The 19941-nt window shown below is 61.1% G+C and carries 12 protein-coding genes and 1 pseudogene; 7 read left to right on the forward strand and 6 right to left on the reverse strand.

What is annotated here, in order from left to right:
* A pseudogene (locus JNL55_RS19200) lies at positions 1 to 447 on the forward strand (class I SAM-dependent methyltransferase); the annotation flags it as partial.
* 20 nt (positions 448 to 467) lie between these two features.
* Here the strand turns inward: JNL55_RS19200 and JNL55_RS19205 are convergent.
* Complete coding sequence (locus tag JNL55_RS19205) at positions 468 to 2525, reverse strand: TonB-dependent receptor (protein WP_293857321.1); 2058 nt, start codon at positions 2523 to 2525, stop codon at positions 468 to 470.
* Positions 2526 to 2698: 173 nt separating this feature from the next.
* On the opposite strand from JNL55_RS19205, the gene JNL55_RS19210 reads away from it, so the two are divergent.
* The 6 genes from JNL55_RS19210 (at position 2699) to JNL55_RS19235 (ending at position 8480) form a co-directional block, all read left to right on the forward strand.
* The gene (locus JNL55_RS19210; protein WP_293857324.1) at positions 2699 to 4285 is read left to right on the forward strand and encodes a DUF4331 domain-containing protein; all 1587 of its coding nucleotides are present in this window, start codon (positions 2699 to 2701) and stop codon (positions 4283 to 4285) included.
* Positions 4286 to 4292: 7 nt separating this feature from the next.
* Positions 4293 to 4847, forward strand: a complete 555-nt coding sequence (locus JNL55_RS19215; RefSeq protein ID WP_293857327.1) for an Ig-like domain-containing protein — start codon at positions 4293 to 4295, stop codon at positions 4845 to 4847.
* Positions 4822 to 6012, forward strand: coding sequence for a tetratricopeptide repeat protein (locus JNL55_RS19220; RefSeq protein WP_293857330.1), 1191 nt, complete (start codon positions 4822 to 4824; stop codon positions 6010 to 6012). The genes JNL55_RS19215 and JNL55_RS19220 overlap by 26 nt, the downstream gene beginning before the upstream one ends.
* Complete coding sequence (locus JNL55_RS19225) at positions 6009 to 7148, forward strand: HupE/UreJ family protein (RefSeq protein ID WP_293857333.1); 1140 nt, start codon at positions 6009 to 6011, stop codon at positions 7146 to 7148. Before JNL55_RS19220 ends, JNL55_RS19225 begins: the two co-directional genes overlap by 4 nt.
* 73 nt (positions 7149 to 7221) lie before the next feature.
* Positions 7222 to 7776: a sigma-70 family RNA polymerase sigma factor gene (locus tag JNL55_RS19230; protein ID WP_293857336.1), complete on the forward strand. Its 555-nt coding sequence runs from the start codon at positions 7222 to 7224 to the stop codon at positions 7774 to 7776.
* On the forward strand, positions 7773 to 8480 hold the full coding sequence (locus JNL55_RS19235) for an anti-sigma factor domain-containing protein (protein ID WP_293857340.1): 708 nt from the start codon (positions 7773 to 7775) through the stop codon (positions 8478 to 8480). The genes JNL55_RS19230 and JNL55_RS19235 overlap by 4 nt, the downstream gene beginning before the upstream one ends.
* Before the next feature lie 25 nt (positions 8481 to 8505).
* On the opposite strand, the gene JNL55_RS19240 is transcribed toward JNL55_RS19235, so the two are convergent.
* The 5 genes from JNL55_RS19240 to JNL55_RS19260 form a co-directional block, all read right to left on the reverse strand.
* The gene (locus JNL55_RS19240; protein WP_293857343.1) at positions 8506 to 11499 is read right to left on the reverse strand and encodes a TonB-dependent receptor domain-containing protein; all 2994 of its coding nucleotides are present in this window, start codon (positions 11497 to 11499) and stop codon (positions 8506 to 8508) included.
* Positions 11500 to 11660: 161 nt separating this feature from the next.
* Positions 11661 to 13208, reverse strand: coding sequence for an amidase (locus tag JNL55_RS19245; RefSeq protein WP_293857346.1), 1548 nt, complete (start codon positions 13206 to 13208; stop codon positions 11661 to 11663).
* An 8-nt stretch (positions 13209 to 13216) separates the two neighbouring features.
* Complete coding sequence (locus JNL55_RS19250; RefSeq protein ID WP_293857349.1) at positions 13217 to 14989, reverse strand: CocE/NonD family hydrolase; 1773 nt, start codon at positions 14987 to 14989, stop codon at positions 13217 to 13219.
* A gap of 297 nt (positions 14990 to 15286) precedes the next feature.
* The gene (locus tag JNL55_RS19255) at positions 15287 to 17995 is read right to left on the reverse strand and encodes an FG-GAP repeat domain-containing protein (RefSeq protein ID WP_293857352.1); all 2709 of its coding nucleotides are present in this window, start codon (positions 17993 to 17995) and stop codon (positions 15287 to 15289) included.
* A gap of 96 nt (positions 17996 to 18091) precedes the next feature.
* Positions 18092 to 19941: S9 family peptidase (locus JNL55_RS19260; protein WP_293857355.1), on the reverse strand; the 1850-nt coding region annotated here is incomplete at its 5' end.

A 19941-nucleotide genomic window follows, 5' to 3' on the forward strand; every position in this document is an offset into this window, starting at 1 on the left:
TGGCAGGATCAGCTTTTCCCACGCTTACGACCGCACGTTGGACGCCGGCTCTACGTCGTTGGACTCGAGCCGTATGTGCCACATGTGCTCTCCGATCCTGATGGGCGCCTGATCAACGAGATCGGCCGCCTTCGAGATGCCTGCCTGCTACTCAGCGGCGATCGGCCCTATCGCGAATACCCCATGCACTGGGTACTACGGCATCTGGAGCTCGCCAAACTTCGCGTAGTCGATGCGCAACGCTTCCCGATCCATTACGGCGAACGTTTCGTGACCAGCCAACTCGACCTGTGCTCGCAGGCATTGGACAGACTCAAAGATCGGTCTCTCGCCGTCGCGATGCAAGCTCACACAGCCGCCCTGCGCGACCGCGCATTAGCATTCGTGGCTCGCGAAGGTGCGATCCGATACGGCAGCGACTACATCGTGGTGGCTGAACCGTTGTGAGATGACTAGTAGGCTGTGACCTAGAACGCAGTGCTCACCGTGAGCCGCACTGTGCGCGGCTCGACGGGGTGAAAGTGAATATCTTGAACCGGAGCGGTTTCGGTCGCGAGTTGTGACTCGTATAGGTAAGTGATGTCGTTGTCGTCGCGGTCGAAGACATTGAACACCGCGGCGCTGACTTTCAATGAATCGGTGACGTGGTAGCCCGCTTCGAGATTGACCAGGGTGGTCGGTCGCGAGCGCACGCTACCGTTCTCGATCAACGGCGCGGCGCCAAAGTGGCGGAAGCGTGCGCCGCCGAACCAACCGCTGGGATGCTCGATCGCGAGGCCGACGGAAGCCACGCTCTCGACCGCGCCGGGTATTCGATCGCCGGCGGGATCGTTGCCTCGAAAACGGGAACGCGACCACGCCAGGTCTGCATCGAGAATCAGCCAGGTCAGTGGATTCCAGATAGCACCCACCTCCACGCCACGCCGCTCACTGGCGCGACTGGCTTCGGTGAGGCCGGCGTCGCCGACGAACAGGAGTTCGGAATCCAGATCGAGCGTCCACAACGACAGCGTGAGTTGCATATTGGGCAGAATGGCAGTGCGAAGACCGACGTCCATTCCAAACGCATCGACCAACGGATCGACGCGCGCAGCTGGCGTCACGCCGTCGACGGGATCGACGCGAATCGTCGTGCCCCGAGCATCGTTGCTGTGAAAGCCCTGACCGGCGTTGAAGAACAACTCGGTCTCATGCCACGGCCCGAACACCAGCGAGAACTTCGGACTCAGCGTCGAGTCGGACGCGCGACCGGAGTTGACCGCGAGGTCGCTGCGTACATCGAATGCGAAATAGTCGGCCCGCAACCCCAATGACGAGCGCACATGCTCACTCCAATGCGTGGTCACGGCTGAGTACGCGGAGTAACTACTCTGAGTGACTTCGTCTTGACGCGTGGTACCGATGCGATCGCGAGCCTTGGTGCGATACAGGCCGACGGTGCCGATGGCATCGCGGCGCGTCTCCACTCCCATCTCGAGATCGTGGTCGAGTTGCGCCAGCCGCAATGGCCGAAGCCACGACGCACTGCCGCCGTAGATCCGACGTTCATCCAGCTGCTCGAATTGATCGCCCTGCTCAGCGTCGATGGCGTACGTGAAGTTGGAGAACAGATCCAGGCGATAGTCGATCGCGTACAACCGCACCTGCCCCCGACCGCCCGCCCACTCTCCCATCGCATCCAGCCCGAGACTGAAGCGGTGTGACTCGCCACCATCAGTGGGATCGACAAAGCCGAAGCGATCAATCAACCCCTGCTCGACCGCACGCAGCGGAATCTGATCCGTCGAGCGCCACTCACCTTCGTAGCCTTGCGCAGTCACGGCGAAACGACCGCGTTCGTTCTGTCTCGAGTAGCGCAGCAGCGCGTTGGTCTTACGGAAATTCTGTTCAAGCTGCCAAGGGCCATCGCCCTCCGAATGATCGATGGCAAACAGCAGCGCGCCATCGCCCAAGCGCGGCGAGGCAGCGAGCAGTGCGCGGCTGAAATCGTTCTCGCCCACCTCGGCCAGGGCAAGCAGCGCGTCGACCGTGTCTTTGTAATGCAAGTTGACGGCACCCGCGGCCGAGAAGTTACCGCTGTTGGCGTAGTACGGTCCCTTGCGATACTCGATCGACTCGACCAACTCGGGAATCACAAAGTTGATGTCGGTGTAGCCCTGCCCGTGCGCATGCGTCGGCATGTTGACCGGCATGCCGTCGACGCTGGTAGCCAGATCCGTGCCGTGGTCGAGATTGAAGCCGCGCAGGAAATATTGATTGGCTTTGCCGTCGCCACTGTGCTGAGTGACCACCAATCCAGGCACGACTTCGAGCAGTTCGCCGGTGCGTAGTATTGGCCGCAGATCCAGTTGCTCCGCGGTGACTACCCCCACCGTCGCGGATTCCGGGCTGCCGCGCAGGCGATCAAGCTTGCCGGTGACAATCACTTCCTCCAGCCAGCGCGCCTTCGTCGGGATTCCGCCAGCCTGCACGCACGTCCACAGACAGCAACCGATGATCGCAATGCCGCTCCGAGTCCCATGCATGGCCCTGCCCTCTCACCAATGAAGTCTCTACGTCGCCAGAGCATCGGTGGATGCAAGCAGGAACTCACATAAATAAATAGCGCGCTTCGGTGCCGCACGCGCATCCGAAACATAAACGCCCACGTAGACATAACGTCGCTCAACAAGTTTCAAAGGCTGAAGGGAGATCGTCTATGTCACGTATACATGTCAGCGGCGCGGCAATGTTGGCCGCGACTGTCACCACGCTGTGCCTGTCGATGGGCGCGCAAGCTTCCAGCCATCGCGAGGCGCCATTCATCACTAACTTTCCAAAACTGGACGGCACCGACCTGTACGCGTTCCGCAGCTACGAAACAGGCCGCGACGGCTATGTGACGTTCCTGGCGAATTACTACCCGTTCCAGGATCCGTATGGCGGACCCAACTACTTCGCGCTCGACGATACCGGGCGCTATTCGTTCCGCATCGACAATGACGGTGACGCCATCGAAGACCTGGTCTACATCTTTCAGTTCGACAACCGACTGCCCAATGCCAATAGCGGCCTGAAAGTACCGGTGGGCGCCTCGCAAGTTGCGGTGCCGTTGAAGAACATCGGCCCGGTCGGCGCAGGCAACACTGCTGCGTTGAACTCACGAGAGACGTTCAAAGTGCTGCTCAAGACCGGCTCGAATCAAGCCACGCAGGCAGTGGTGAACGCGGCCGATGGCAGTGCCACCTTCACCAAGCCTGTGGACTTCATCGGCACCAAGACCTTCGGCAGCGTCGCGGGCTATGAAGCCTACGCGCGCCAGTACGTGTACGACGTGACCATCCCCAACTGCTCGAGGCCCGGTCGCGTGTTCGTTGGACAACGCAACGAGCCGTTCCAGATCAATCTGGGCAAAGTGTTCGACCTGGTGAATCTGGTGCCAGTCGAAGCCGGCGCGGTGCCGGGCTTGCCCGGTATCGAACAGAGTCCGGCGAATGACGTGCTTGCCAACAAAAACGTCACCACGCTGGCGCTCGAAGTGCACTCCAGTTGTTTGAAAGGCGCCGGCAACGGCGTGATCGGCGCCTGGACCACGGCATCGACGCGACAAGTGCAGGTGCTCTCGAGCAAGGCGCAGAGTTCACGCCCCGCCGTCAGCGGCGGCGCGCCCGTTCAGGTGTCGCGCCTGGGCATGCCCTTGGTCAACGAAGTGGTGATCGGCTTGCCCGACAAGGACCGCTTCAATCGAAGTGCGCCCAAGGACGACGCCCGCTTTCTCACCTACGTCACCAATCCCACCTTGCCCTTCTTATTGGATGCGTTGTTTCGCGCGCCAGTGAACTCGGTGTTGGAACCTGACGTAGCCAATCTGGCCCCGAGCAACTTGCCTCGTAACGACCTCGTGGCCGCGTTTCTCACCGGCTTCGCGGGCGTCAACCAGCTCGCTCGAGTCACGCCATCGGAAATGTTACGTCTGAACACCACCATCGCACCCACGCCGCTGGAACAACAACAATCGATGGGCGTGCTGTCGGGCGATCTGGCCGGCTTTCCCAATGGCCGTCGCCCCGGTGACGACGTGACGGATATCGAGCTGCGCGTGGCGATGGGTCGGTTGTGTCATCCGCTGACCATCAACAATGCACCGGTGGATCTCGGCCTGTGTCGACCGGCGGATGCTCCGGTAGGCACGGTGCCATTCACGGACGGTGCGCCGACACACGCGACGGATTTCGACGCCGCGTTCCCATACTTCCGCACACCGATTCCGGGCTCCGCCGACTTCCCGGCATTCGTGAGCGAGTGAGGACGCCATGAGTCACCGATATACACAGGCCTTTGTTCCCTTATGCGCGGCGCTGATGATTGCAGGCTGCGGTGGTGGCAGCGGCGGCGGCGGTTCATCCACCGCGCCGCCGATGAGTAGCAACACGGCGCCGAAGATCACCGACCTCGCTTCGACGCAATCGATCGCCCAGGATGAAAGCGGCGAAGCGTTGGCCTTCTCGATCAGCGACGCCGAGAGTTCGGCATCGGACCTCACGCTCAAGGTCGAATCAAGCAGTGACTTGATCAGCGCCGATGCCGTGCGACTAAGCGGCAACGGTGCGGCACGCACACTGACGATCACGCCGGAAGACGGCGTCAGCGGTGCTGCAACCGTGAAAGTAACGGCCACGGATCCTTCCGGCGCATCCACCAGCTCGACAGTGAATGTCACAGTGGCCAGCGAACAGCGCTCGTTTACGGAGATGGTGAACACCGCGTACACCAAATCCATCGACGACGAACCGGAATCGGTCACTGGCTATAGCTGGGTCGACAATCCCACCGAGGACCCCGATGCGTTCGATGCGTTGCTGGAGTAATAGCGCACTGTTGGCGCTGGCGGCGCTGTTGTCCTGTACGACAGCGTCGCCCGCTCCTTACATTCCCAAGGACGACGCGGTCGTGCTGGCTCGGCTACCGGCGTCAGCGCGGCAGGCCGAGTTTCAGTCACTGCGCGATGACGTTCGATCACGGCCCGACGACGAGGCCGCGGCGCTGGCTCTGGCACAGCGTTATCTCGAAGTCGGGCGCGCCGAGGCGGATCCGAGATTCATTTCATATGCGCAGGCGACGCTGACACCGTGGTTGAATCGCCCCACTCCGCCGACGCAGGCATTGGTGTTGCAAGCGATTGCAGTCCAGTACCTGCATCGTTTCGACGAGGCATTGAAGCTGCTGGATCGCGCACTCACGCAGGCCCCCGACAATGCGCAAGCTTGGGTGACCAAAGCAAGCCTGTTGCAAGTCCAAGGACGACTCAGTGAAGCGAAGGATTCCTGTCGAGCGCTGCTGCGCCTCACCGACCGCATGATTGCGCTCACCTGTCTCACCAGCATCGATTCATCGCTCGGGCAGTTGCAACCCAGTTATCAACGCATGCAAGCATTGCTGCCCGCGCTTCAACGTGAGCCACCTGAGGTTCGAGCTTGGATGCTTCTGCAGCTTTCGGACATGGCCCTGCGCTTGGGCGATGACAAGGCGGCGGAAGATCACGCCGCCGCAGCCTTGAGCATCGATCCAAAGAACGCCGCAGCGAAAGTCGCCGTCGCGGATTTGTTGATCGACGCCGGCCAATGGCAAGCCGTCCGTGACCTGTTACGAGACGACGCAGACAACGACGTCCTTTTGTTACGCCTCGCCATCGCGTCACGCTATCGTGGCTCGGACGCGAATAGATATGCCGCGCTGTACGAGTCTCGACTCGACGCCGCCCGTCAGCGAGGTGACGGCGATGCGCACCTGCGCGAGCACGCGCGATTCATGCTCGACGTCAAAGGCGATGCGGCGGCGGCCGTCACTCTCGCGGAGAAAAACTTCTCGAAGCAGCGCGAGCCGGAAGACGTTCGACTGCTACTTCGCGCCGCCAAGGCGTCTGGACAATGGCAGCCTGCGACCGAGGCCATCGCCTGGATTCGACGCCACGACTATCAAGACGCGCGCGTCACATCAACGGTTGGCGAACGACTGGCAGCCACCAAGCCATGAGCCGCTATCTACAATCTTTGCTCGGCGCTTTGCTATTACTGATGAGCAGTGTCGTACTCGCCCATAAGCAAAGCGACGCTTACTTGTCGCTCGATGTACTCGACGGTGGTCGAGCGATCGATGGCGAATGGAATATCGCCCTGCGCGATTTGGATTTCGCCGTCGGGGTGGATACCGATGCCAACGGCGAGATCACCTGGGGCGAACTGAAAGCCCGGCGCACGGCCATTGAAGGCTATGCATTGCCAGCGCTGGAGTTGAAACCAGCAGACAGCAACGAGAACTGCTCGATCCGACCCCTAGAGCTGCTCACCGAGCAACGTATCGATGGCAGCTACGCAGTGCTACGGTTTCGCGCGACGTGCCCCGTCGCTGCGTCGGCACTGCAGATCAGATACTCGTTGCTGTTCGATCTGGACCCCAATCACAAAGGGCTGCTCACGTTGCGCACCCCAGGCGCCGAGCAGCTACACATACTCACTCTCGAGCTGCCGGCCTATCAAGCCGATCTGGCCCACTCAGGCACGAAGGACACGTTCTTGGCCTTCGTCCGCCAAGGCGTGATTCACATCTGGAGCGGCTACGATCACCTGTTGTTTCTGCTCACGTTGTTACTGCCTGCGGTACTACGACGTGACAGCAATCGATGGGTAGCCCGCGAATCCCTGAGGGACAGTCTGTCGGGCATCGCCAAGATCGTCACAGCTTTCACCGTGTCACATTCGATCACATTGATCGCCGCCAGTCTGGGTGTCATCGAACTGCCCACACGGTGGGTCGAATCCGCCATCGCACTCACGGTGCTGTTGGGTGCTTTGAATATCCTGTTCCCGGTCGTGCATGCTCGGATGTGGGTAGTGGCGCTGATTTTTGGCCTGATTCATGGCTTCGGCTTTGCTTCCGTGCTCGGCGAACTCGGCCTGAATAGAACCAATCTGAGCATCGGCCTGGTCGGTTTCAATGTCGGCGTGGAGCTCGGCCAACTGGTGGTGGTCGGCGCATTCGTGCCCCTGTCCTTTTTGTTTCGTGCCACTCGTTTCTATCGGTCCAGCCTGATGCCGGCCGGCGCGGTCGTCATTGCGATACTGTCTACTTATTGGTTGGCCAGCCGTGCCCTGGACACGTCGCTCACCTGATACACTGCCTGCACCGCCTGGGCCCGAGCCGCGTGTGAGCCACTCAATAAGATAACGAATCGACGAGCTCTCCATGGACTCAGTTGACGAATCACTCATCGGCCTTCTCGCGCGCAGCGCGAATGGTGATTCTGTGGCGTTGCGCACGCTTTATGAACAGACGTCGCCGCAACTGTTTGCCGTGCTGCTCCGTATACTTCGTAGGAGCGAGCTGGCGGAAGAGGCCCTGCAAGACGTGTACGTGAACATCTGGCGTAATGCCGCCGCTTATCATGCGCAACGGGGCCGCCCCATGGCGTGGATGATCAGCATCGCTCGCTATCGAGCGCTGGATATCCGCCGCAGCCTGAAACATGAACATCTCAATCAGGAAGTGACCGAGATGGAAGAGCTGCTGCCGGCCGACAACGTGGATGTATTGACGCAGACCGATCTTTCCAACGATGCACGGCGCCTGGCCGAATGTATGAAAGGCTTGAGTACGGATCAGGAACGTTGTATCCGCCTCGCCTTTCTGGACGGGCTGTCCCACGATGAGATCTCCCGCAAGCTCAGCTCGCCCATGGGAACGGTGAAGAGTTGGGTTCGCCGCGGGTTGATGGCACTCAAGGCGTGTCTGTCGTCATGAACTACCAGCGACAACCTCTCATCGATGCGTTGGCCAGCGAGTACGTGCTCGGCACCCTGCTTGGTCGTGCACGGCGGCGTTTCGAAGGACTGATGCGTGCTTATATACCTGCGCGCCGGGCGGTCATCTTTTGGGAAGATCGATTGGCGCGCCTTGCGGAGCAGTTGCCTGCTGTAGAGCCACCGCCCTCGGTATGGGCGCGGATCGAACGTCGCACATCAAATGTTACAAGCACTCCACCCGCACGCAGCACGTTGCAGCTGTGGCGAGCCCTTGCAGCGAGCTTCGCTTTGATCGCAGTGGGCGTTGGATCTTTGCTGGTGTTGAGAGAACCGCAGGTGCAAGTCCGTGCGGTCGAGCCAGATCGAGTGGCGATTGTGGCGGACGCAAGCGCGCCGCTGTGGCTCATCAGTGCGTTCCCGGACGTCGCTCAGTTGCGAGTTCGAGCACTACGCGCCATCAGCATCGAGCCGAATCGATCCTACGAACTGTGGATGATCCCGGATGCCGGAACAGCGCCGGTATCACTTGGCTTGCTGCCATTGACCGGAGAAACCACCGTGCCGGTCGATGTTGGCAGAGCCAACATACTGAACGCGACGTCGACGCTTGCGGTGAGCTTGGAACCCGTCGGCGGCTCTCCGACCGGGGCCCCCACGGGCCCGGTCTTGTACACCGCCGCGCTGGTTCGCTCGCGAGGCTAAAGCATTACCGCGTCAACGGCGGCCATTATGGGCCGCCGAACGACACCTTCACGCCACCGTAATAGAAGCGCCCGACCGGGCTCACCGGATAAATGGTGTTGTAGTCGGGGCGTTCGTCGGTCAGGTTATTCACACCCGCGTAGACGCGATAGCTACCAGCGAAGTCGTACGACACCGAGAGGTCGTGCGTTTCGCGCGCGTTGTAGTAAATGTTCGAACGTGAAGCCTGATCCGGATTGCCGGCCAGGGTCAGCAACGAATAGCGCGTGGTCTTGCTGAAATAGTTGTAGCCGTAGTTCACCGTCAGGCCGTGGAACTCCCAGGTGGTATCGAACACGGTCGTCCACTTCGGCGCATAGCTGCCGCTGTTGACATCCGCCGTGGTCCGCTCGTCGATCTGCTCGGCGCCCAGCGTCGGGATGGTGGTCAATCGGTCGAGCCGGCTGCCCATCAGTGAGAACGTGAAGGTGCCGATATCCGCATCCATGCCCAGCCGTGACGGGTCGAGCAGATAATTGACGTTGAAGTCGATACCGCGAGTCCGGAACGACGCAACGTTTTCCGGCCGAACCACGAACGTGGTAATCGCGCCAGAGCCGGCAGCACGCGTCAACGCGTCACAGAAGACGTTGTCGATGGTGGGCTGGTCGACGCAGTTGTCGGCGACATCCTGAGCATCAGCCGTGCTGATGGCCTGCTTGATGTTGATGTCGTAGTAGTCGATGGACAGCGATAAGCCCTCGGCGAAGCGCGGCCGGAAGACTGCACCGAACGTATAAGTACGCGCGGTTTCTTCGCTCAGGGCCGCATTGCCGGTGGCCATACCACCAATGGTTGCAGAGTTCGGATCCGTGAATGTCCCCGGGTTAGTCACGCCCAGCGCAGACAGAATGGCGGCGCAGTTGGCGGTACGATAGCTCGTGCCGTTGGCCAACTGAGAGGAATCGCAAGGATCCTCGATGCCTTCGAACGTCTGGCTTTGCGGACTGAACAACTCCGCAATGTTAGGTGCTCGCACCGATTCGGCGACAGTGCCGCGGAAGCTCACGTCTCGCACCGGTGCCCACAACAGGCCAGTGTTCCAAGTGGTCGTGCTGCCCACCGTCGAGTAGTCGGACACGCGCACCGCGCCGGAGACCTGCAGCCTCTCAGCAAACGGCACGTTGGCGAGCACCGGAATTCGAATCTCGGCGAAGGCCTCCTTCACGTCGAAATCACCGTCGGTCGGCAAAATGACATTGCCGAAGGTCTGCCCCAAACGATCCGCCAGCGGCGGCTCGGAGCGGCTTCCCTCGCGACGCCATTCCACGCCCACGACAGCGTCGATGTCACCTGCCGGCAAGGCGATACCGGGCACCGGGCCGGACAGAAAGGCGTTGAAAACATTCTGAGTCAAACGCGACGTGGTCTTGTTGTCGAGCATGACCCAGGCCAGCGCGGCCGGATCCGCCACGCCTTCGCCGAAGATGTTCAACGGCCGGCAACCGCTGTTGGCGCCGGGCGTGAAAGACAACGGTCCGGAAAAGTCGAAGCTCTGCCACGGCTGATAGGGCAACGCGCTCGGATCCAGATTGGAGCGGCAAGTCGCCTGCCCGGTCAGTGGATCGGTCACCACGTCGATGGCGGCGAGAAAGCGGTCGGTGTAGCGGTTGTTGAGCGCGACCGAATCGATGTCGGACTGACCGTAGGTGTAGGAAGCCTCGTAGCGATAGCGACTCCAGACATCGCCGTTCACACCCGTCACGAAGCGCATCGTGTCGCGCGTCACTTCTTCGCCGCGCACGCCGAGGTCGAAGTTATCGCGACTCACCAACACACCGTCCCCCGCCGAGGGATCGCCAAAGCCGTCGGCCGCCGCACCCGCCACTATCTGCGCCGCTACTGACGCCGGCAAAAATGGATTGTCCGCGCTCTGGTACAGGTAGAAGTCGAAGGTCGGCTGGGCATACGCAGTGGCTTTACCCTGCACGAACTTGGCTTCGCCGAAGAAGTTGACCGCGTCGCTGACTTTGAAATGACCGAACACACTCGCCACCGTGGTCTTGGCCTCCGGTAGCAAATCGCCGATGTAGTCCGCGATCGGCGTGCCGCTGCCGCCCTGAGAGAAGTACGGCGAGACGAAGCGAGGAATCTGGTACGCGGCGCCGTTCGGCAGCGTATCCGGCACGCCGTCGAAGTCGACGTCGATCGCGCCGGCACGAGCGCTATCGAAGTAGCGGATATCGTTCAGCGGCACTTCATCGGGAATGTTCGGGTTATCGCCAGGATCGTTGGGATTGCGCCTCATGGTGGTGTAGTTGGCACCGCGCAGAAAGCTGCGATCGCTCGCCCGCAAACGACCGCGGTCGGTGTGCTGGATGGAGCCAGCGATGTTGCCGCGGCCGTCGGCGAAATTCAGGCCGCCCGTCAGCGTCGCCAGCACGTCGTTCGCGCCGCCGGCCTCAGCGGCGCCGTATTGCACGCGCCCGACCAGCCCTTCGAAGTCTTTCTTCATCACGAAGTTCACGACGCCGGACACTGCATCCGCGCCATACACAGCCGACACACCGCCGGTGACGATGTCGACTCGCTCGATCAAATCCATCGGAATGGTGTTGATGTCGACCGCAGCCGTTTCCGGCAACTGCGCGACATGACGACGTCCGTCCACCAATACCAGGGTGCGTGCCTCGCCGAGGTTACGCAGGTTCAGCAGGTTCAAGCCGGTGCTGCCGATATAGCCTTGCGATCCGGTGTTGGTCAGATCGTCCTCGGAGGACAACAAGGCGGGCATGGTCCGCAAGAAATCGGTGAGATTGGTAGTGCCCGAGCGCTCGATGGCGGCCGCCGAGATGGCCACAGTCGGCGTCGGCGCATCGAACTCGTTCGGCTTGATGCGCGAACCGGTAACGATGACTTCCGTTACGTTGTCTTCTTCTTGAGCGTGCACGGCGGATACGGCCAACAGGCTCGCACACACCGACACGACAGCAACCCTACGCTCCAGCGCAACTCGATTCTTCCCAGCTCGATTCTTCATTGAAACTCCGACTCGACGCCACTCGTCGACAACGGAGCATTTTAACCGCGCATGCCGGGTTGCTGGCTGCTGGCCATTGGTTGCAATTACCTACATTGCCGAACCCAATTCGTCAAAGCTTGACTGACTTCACACACGCCTGTCAGCGCAGCCAAGCGTGACTACTCTTTCAATGGCGGCACACTCGATGGAGCACGTCTCGGTTTTCGCGACTGCTCCCAACCGTAGGCCACGGTTAGCAACGTGGGCTCCGCGAAGTCTCGAGCAAGCAATGCCATGCCAATCGGCAAACCCTTGGTGCTGAAGGCCACAGGAATGGCCAACTGCGGCAGACCGGTTGCAGGACTGAGCTGACAGCCTGCGCCCCATCCTCCCTGCGACGTACCGATGACGGCAGGTTGTCGCGAGACGCCGGGATAGGCCAGCACATCCAAACGATGTTCTCGAAACGTCTCGAGCACCTCGTTCCGGAGTTTGGCGCGCAACGCCAGGACCTCTCGATACTTGGGCGTGCTCAACACCTCGGGCTTGTTCCACGATCGTAAGCGCGACTCCAGCGACTTGCCGTACAGGCCACGATCCAGGATCTGACTCAAGGATTCCACCGGTGCAGCAGGGCTGGCGTGGAAATAATTGGCGAGATCGAATTTGAACTCGTATTCGGTGGTCTCGCTGCCCATCAGTTGCTTGCTCGACAGCGGCAGCTCGACCTCGACCAGTGTCGCGCCTTGCGCCTTAAGAGCGTCGAGCGCTGCAAGCACCAAGTCCACCGCTTCTTTGTCATCCGCCGACGTGGGAAACAAAGAGCGAGCTACGCCGATGCGCACCCCTTTGATACCGCCGGGCTGCAACGCTTCGCGATAAGACTTCGGAACCCAGCGGCGCGAATCGACACTGGCTGGATCGCGCGGATCACGACCCACGGTCGCATCGAGCAGAATGGCGAGATCCGTGACGGTGCGAGCCATCGGACCAGCAACATCTTGCGATGACGACATCGGCAGTACGCCCCCTCGACTGGCGAGTCCGCGAGTCGGCCGTAATCCGAACAGATTTTGAAATGCCGATGGAATCAAGATCGAGCCGGACGTATCGGTGCCCAAGCCTGCCGCTGCGAAACTCGCAGCAACGGCAGCGCCGGTCCCGCCACTCGAGCCGCCGGGCAAGCGCGTCGGATCGTATGGATTCCGGGTGATACCGGTCAGCGACGACTCGGTGGTAATACCTGCCGCCAACTCGTGCATCGTCGTTTTACCGAGGATCACGGCGCCCGCCGCACGCAAGCGCTCGACCTGGAATGCATCCTGCGATGCTCGATTGGTGGCCAGTGCGATCGAGCCGCCGCCGGTGACCATCCCTGCTACGTCGAAGTTGTCCTTCACGAGAATGGGGATGCCGTGCAGCGGCCCACGCGGGCCGCGCTGTGCTCGCTCTCGATCCAACGCCTCTGCTTCCTCGATCGCACGAGGATTGAGCGCGACGATCGAGTTCAACTTGGGTCCGGCGCGATCGTACGCTTCGATGCGCGCAATGTAGGCTTCAACCAGCCCTCTTGCGCTCACCTTGCCTGCCGTCTGTGCCGCCTGTAGCTCGACAATCGGCGTTTCGTACACATTGAAACCGGCCGACGTCTCCGACGCCCTGGCCGTCGCCGTGACGCCGCTGCAGACAGCGGCGACGAACGCACACGCAACCCACGCTTGCTTCACAGCTGACCCTACCTTGGGATGATCGGCAACGTGATGTGCGACGGATACTGCCGCGAGTGATGGATCGTCTGCGTCGCCTTGCGCAGCTCGGCATCCTCACCGAACGCGTGCCCGGTGTTCGGGTTGCGATCGAAGCGCGGGAAGTTGCTGCTCGAAATGTCGACCCGGATGCGGTGACCTTTTTTGAACAGGTTGCTGGTGCCGAGCAAGTCGATGGTGAAGGGATAGACCTTGCCGGGCTCCAACAACTCAGGCTTCTCGAAAGAATTGCGATAGCGCGCACGGATGATGCTATCCGCAATGTTGTAGGCCTTGCCGTCCGGATGCACGTCCACCAGCTTCGCAGTGAAGTCCGTGTCCAACGCCGACGAAGAGGCATAGAGCGTCACAGTGATAGGACCGGTGACTTCCGTGTCCTGCTCGAGCGCCGGCGTCGAGAACACCAGAATGTCGTCGCGACCCGCGAGCGGCGCCTGATCCACCGGACCCGGCCCGAGCTTGGCAGGCAGGATGTTGCCGCCGCGAGTGGGCACCGGGTTGCTGGGGTCATATATATAAGTGTCGGCAGCAGCGCCGCCCGGCAGCTTGGTCGCCAGCTTGCCGTCGCCGCCAGCCGTGTTCGCCTTGCCAGCGCTCTGCAGGTAGTACTTGGTGTAGCGAGTGCGTGCGAGCGGCCATTCGTCTTCGGAACGCCAGCGGTTCTCGCCCATCACGAAGATGCGCACGCGCGGCTCCTTCATGAAGCCCGTGTCTTCGCCTTTCAACCAATGGTCGAACCAACGAGTCTGAATGCCACTGAGGTCGATCTTGGTCTCGGTGCCGAAATCGATCTCGCCCAGCTTGGCATTGCCATTGATGGAATGATCCCACGGGCCGATGATCAGCTTCTGGGAGTTACGAGCACGCTCAGTGCGGGCGCGTGTACGCATGCCCGTGTAGCTGGTCAACGTGCCACGCAGAATCGCGTCATACCAACCGCCGATGCTGAGTGCCGGCACATCCATTTGCTCGATGCGCGCCTCGGAGTCGAACTGGCGCCAGTACTCGTCATACGTGGGATGACCGACCCAATCGCGCCAATATGGCAAGTCGTAGCCGAAGGCCTGATCGAGCGTCTTGAGCGGCAAATGCGACCACATCTTCTCGACGTCGATGCCGCTCTGGCCGGTGCGACCCGCCATGTAGAAGCCCCAGTCGATCCGGTTGGCCAACTGGAACGCACCGCCTGGATACATCACGTCCTTGTAGTAGTTGAACGGCGTCACTGCCGGAATGATTGCAGCCACCGCGGGCGAGCGCAGATGCGCAGGCATCCACTGCACGGCCGCGCGATAAGAAGAGCCCAGCATGCCGACTTTGCCGCTGGACCAAGGCTGACTGCCCGCCCACTGTTGGGCGTCGTAGCCATCGGTGGCTTCGGAAATGTACGGGTAGTAGTGACCTTCGGAGTCGTAGCGACCGCGCACGTCCTGAACCAGATAGACGTAGCCCTTCTCCACCCAGCTCTTGGCCCCAGCGGCGCCACCGGAGCCGTTGCCATAAGCATCGCGGAACAGGATGACCGGATAGCGACCTTCTTTCGCCGGACGGTAGATGTCCGTCGACAGGCCGACGCCATCGCGCATGCGGACCATGACATTGGTCTGCGCGATGATCTTTGTGTCTGGGGCTGCCGGCGCCGCCGCCGTGGCCAGCGGTGCTGCCGCCCAGCCACAGGCCAGCAAGGCCACGGACGGCCAGAGTTTGATCAGTCGTTTACGGTTATTTTTGTCAGTCGCCACGCTGCGATTCCTCGAGCTTGCATCCCAAAGCCGGCAATAGTGCCTGAATCGGGTCAGCGGCGAGCCGGTGGAATCACCCAACTGCGCCAGCGACGAGTACGACAAAATCCCTGACTGATTCGTTAAGTCCATGTGCTCATGCAGACTCAATTGATCAGCTGACTGACGACGATCTTGCGGTTACGGCATGCCGGCATCCCAAACGACGGAATGATGGCAATGCCCTCCTCCGCCTCGACCCGCGCAATCTGGGTCACGCAGTCCATGTTTCTCAACCCAAAGCTGTGGCAGAGCCAATCAAGCAAGCGGCGGCCAGTATTGCGAAGAAATAGAACTCGGTGACGACAGCGCCGGCAGTGCGCGCGATGCGGACTGCCGGCGTATAGCGCGCAACCAGAGAACTAGACCGAACAACAGAATTGTGCCCACGCCCATGTCACCACCACCCCCGCCGCCACTACCATTCGTTGACGGAGTGGACGGATTTGGATTGCTGGACGGCGGCGGATTGGTTGAATCGCCGGCTGCGATGAAAATTGGAATCGCAGTGGGCGGCGAGACGCGCTGAGCGGTCCTGGCCCGCACCACCAACATATCCATGCCTCGATAAGAGTCGGTCGATTCATAGCGAAACCGACCGGCCCGTGCATCGGTGATGGTCAGCCGCCCGTGACGCGGCTGCTGCACGACTTCCAATGTGGCCGACATGCCGTCGAACGTGCCGAAGCCAATGGACTCGCTCAGGCTCGAGCCACCATTGACGCTGTAGATATTGGTAGTCGTAGGATTGAATGGCCAAACGTAAGGAGCCAACGAAGCAGTCGGTCGCAGCTGCGCCAACCCTTCGGTAGTGCTCACCGTAATGAAATCCGAACCCGCCATGTGACCAGAAAACAGATTGTTGCCTAGTCCAATCTGATCGCCCACGGTGGCAGTGAGCAACTTGAATTCACCGGTACTCAAGGAAAGCCAACCAATTCGATCGCGACAGGTGAACAACACTTCACGCGTCCCGGCCGTCGATAGATTACTACGCGCGATAGCGTTGATCTGCGTGTCGCAAACAGCGTGACTCTGCAGGACGCTGGTGCTCGACACATCGACCACTTCGACCTTGCCTTCGCAGCCGCCGACGATGACTTCGGGTACCGAGGTGCCAGCGACATCCAGCGCCAGGATGGACGATACGCAGTCAGTGTTCAGTGAGCGCACGGCGCGGGTCGCTCCATTCACAACGAACAACTCCGTCATACCCGTGCCGGGAATCTCCGGAGCTACTCGCAGCAGCACATCTGACGTGCCATCGGTGTCGAAGTCCGCAATCAGCATGCCTCGGGCCTCGGTCGGCCCCCAACTCGCCTGCCAGACGCTACTTCCGTCAGTCCCGCGTATCGCTGCAAGCACTCCATTCGAGGACGCTGCGACGATCTCCAGGACGCTGTCGCCCCAAACATTGGCCAGTGCCACAGCGCGCACTTGCACGCCCGGGCTCCCTACTTGAACGGATCGCACCAAAGCACGCGTGCGTCCATCCACGATCCAGACGAGGCCGCCGTTGCCATCGCTGGAACCGACCACCAGGTCGACATCGCCATCGCCATCGGCATCGCCCGCCGCCAGTGCATTGAGCGAGCGAGTGCTGAACGGCGGTAGCATCGGTGAATCAGTCGTCCAGCGGTGCGTGAGCACTCCCGCATCGTAACTATGCAATCGCAAATCACCCGTGCCGGGCATCTCGTAGGGCGCGAGGATCATTTCCTGTTGCCCATCACCGTCCGCATCCGCCATGGTCACCGCGCGCAACATGCCAAGCTCCGAGACACTGCGCCACTTGAGCTGGCCGGTGTCGGGGTCGTACACATACAAACGGTCCGGCCCGCTAACAGGACGAAACAAACCGGCGATCAGATCGCGATTGCCGTCGCCGTCGACATCGCACGCATTGACTCCGAAGACGCCGGTATCTGGGTGTTCTATCGTGCGCAGCTCCGTGCCGTTGGCACCGTCGAAAATGACGAAGTTGCCGGCCGCGCTCGGGTGACCGACCTGCCCGATCAGGATCTCGGGTGTCGAGTTACCCAGTAGATCGATGGTCTTGAGTACATTCAATTGCGCGGTCGGGTTGACCGACGACTGCGCACTCCACTTTACCGCTCGCTGATCGTGATCGATGACCGCGACTCGCGTCCAGTATGCCGCGACGATCTCATCCTTACCGTCAGCGTCGACGTCCGCCGCGCTCATGAAATCGATCCAATTGTCGTCCATTCGTTCCGCGAACGTTCCTTCCTCGCGCAGCCCGTCCAGAGTGAGTTCGTAGACGATGCCGGCACTGGAGGCGATCTCCCATTGCGGGTCGTCATCGAAGTTGCCGAGCACGATCGCCTGCTGAATACCGACGGTCAGCGGGAAGCTCGCCAGTTGTCGCGACATCTGTAGATCGTAGATGTAGACGCTGGCTTGGCGAAACGAACTGGTGCTTTGAAAAGTCACTAGCTCACCGACCCCATCGCCATTGAAATCGCGGATGGCAATCGGCTTGCCTAGCAAGTACGCAACCTGCTCCAGCTCGCCAGTACGCAGGTCATAGCGGCCGGTGAACTCCTGGCCGTCGATGATGGCCGCATACAGCTTCGCCTGCCCCGGACCGCCCGCTGCATCGATCAGCAACGCACGCCCCTGGTTGGCGCCGTACGAGTCGATGCTCGGAAACGGACGGCGAGCGCCAGCTCTGATGCTGAAGCGCTGCCCGCCGGGGTCCTGTTCCATGACTCGCCAGATGCTATCGATGGGGCCGCCGCTGATGATTTCGTCGCGCCCATTGCCGTTAGCATCGATACAGTGCATCGGCGCGTTGAGGTCCATCGGATCAGGCGTGACGCGATTGGGAATCTCGAACAAGGCCGCATTGGCATATTCTGTAAAGGGGCTCGGCGCAGCGGCTAGCGCCAGATCGGCCATGGCGGCCAAGCAACTGATGGCCGCCAGAAATCCCAGTATCCGCATCCGTCGGTACGCTCCGTGCAAACTGCAGCGGACGGAGCGTACCCAATCGGAAGGTCAAAAGTCGATCGGGCCGTCACTCCTTTGCGAACTGACGTGTCACTGTGGATCGGGCACCGTGAAATCCGTCAACGGCGCCTCGTCGCGCAGGTGCTGGAGGAAATATCCCCAACCCTTGCGGAGCATGTAGCCGTTCCAGAGATTGGCGTGATTGCGGCCAGGGTAGATGAACATGTCGAAGTCCTTGCCCGCCGCGATCAATGCGTCCGCCAATTGCAAGGTCACGCCCACATGCACGTCGTCGTCGACATCGCCATGCGCGAGCAACAGCTTGCCACGCAGATTCTTGGCCAGGGGCATGTTCGGTTGGTCGCCGAAGCCGTCGGGGAACTCTTGAGGTCGGCCGTAGTAGCGCGCGAGTGATGAATGCACGTAAGCATCGTGACTGCCTGCGGTGGCGATGCCGACCTTGTAGAACTCCGGAAACTGCAGCATCGCACGCGCCGCGCGATAACCACCGGCCGAATGCCCGTACACGCCGACCTTGTCGATGTCGATAAACGAATGGCGTTGCGCGAGCTGTTCCATTGCGACCTTGTGATCTTCGACCAGCATCGGCGCCGATTGTTTGCCAGCAAAGCCCAGATCCTGCTGCGACTGACGCCGCAGCGGTGTCGCCCGGCCGTCGACGTGAATCACGACGAACCCGAGCTGCGCCAGCGCCATCGCTTCCTGCCGCTGTTGCAGGAAGGCGCGCGGCGCCCAGACCACATGCGGCGCCGAGTACTGCGCATCGATGATGGGATACTTGCGTGACGGATCGAAGCGCGACGGCAGGAACATCACACCATAGATATCCGTCGCGCCATCCGCTGCCTTCACCTTGAAGCGAATCGGTGCACGCCAGTCGATGGCGGCCAGCCCGCTGATGTCGGCCCGCTCCAACTCGGTAATGAGCTTGCCGTCCGCCCCACGCAGCACATGCACCGGCGCTTCGCTGACTGTCGAATAGGTATCGACGATGTAACGCCCATCCGTCGAGACACTCGGAGTGTGCTGGGCGTTCTCAGGCGTCAGCAGCTTGGGCTTGCCGCCCTCCAGACGCACTCGATACAAATGTGAGTAATACGGGTCGCGCCCGGGCTCGCAGCCGCCGGCGGTGTAATAGAACCAGCGCTTGCGCTCATCGACGTGCGTCATGCCATGCACCGAGCACTCGCCACGAGTAATGGCGTTCTTTAGCCGACCGCTCTTGCCGTCGTACAGATAGAACTGGCCCCAGTCGCTGCGTTCTGAATACAGAATGATCTGCTCGCCGTTGCCGAGCACATGGAAGCGAGTTGTCGCATCCGGTCGCAGCGTCAAATCGCTCGACTCGGTAACGATGGCGCGAGCCGCACCGCTCTGAGCATCTGCTTCGTAAACGGTGAAGGCGCGGAAATCTTTCGAGTCCGGCGCGGCGAATACCTTGCGACCGTCCGCGCTCCAAAACCAGCCACCCTGCGGCGTGGCCGAGAACAGCACCATCGGCGGTGGAATCTGCAGATCCACCCGACGCCCGGTGCTCATGTCGAAGATCATGAGCTCTGCCGGATAGGTGCGATCCTCATCGGGCAGCGCGGTGTTCTGGAAATGCACGAACGGCAGCTGATGCTCAACACCACGCACCACGTTCACCACGATGGGCATCTTGTAGAGATGCCGCTGATCGACGCGATACGTCAGCAGCCGCTCGCCATCCGGCGACCACAACCCGAACGGAGTCGCAGGCGTGCCGGCAAGCCGACGCGTCAATGAAGCCAGATCGGAATCCGGCATGATCGCGTATGCGTAGTCCGGTTCGGCATCAGTGGTGAGCGCGAGGCGCTGGCCGGTGGTGCGATCGATACGGACCAGATTGCCCTGTTCGGCAATCACTGCCCATCGCCCGTTGGGCGACGCGAACTGCT

The sequence above is a fragment of the Steroidobacter sp. genome (assembly GCF_016790065.1).
Lineage (GTDB): Bacteria > Pseudomonadota > Gammaproteobacteria > Steroidobacterales > Steroidobacteraceae > Steroidobacter.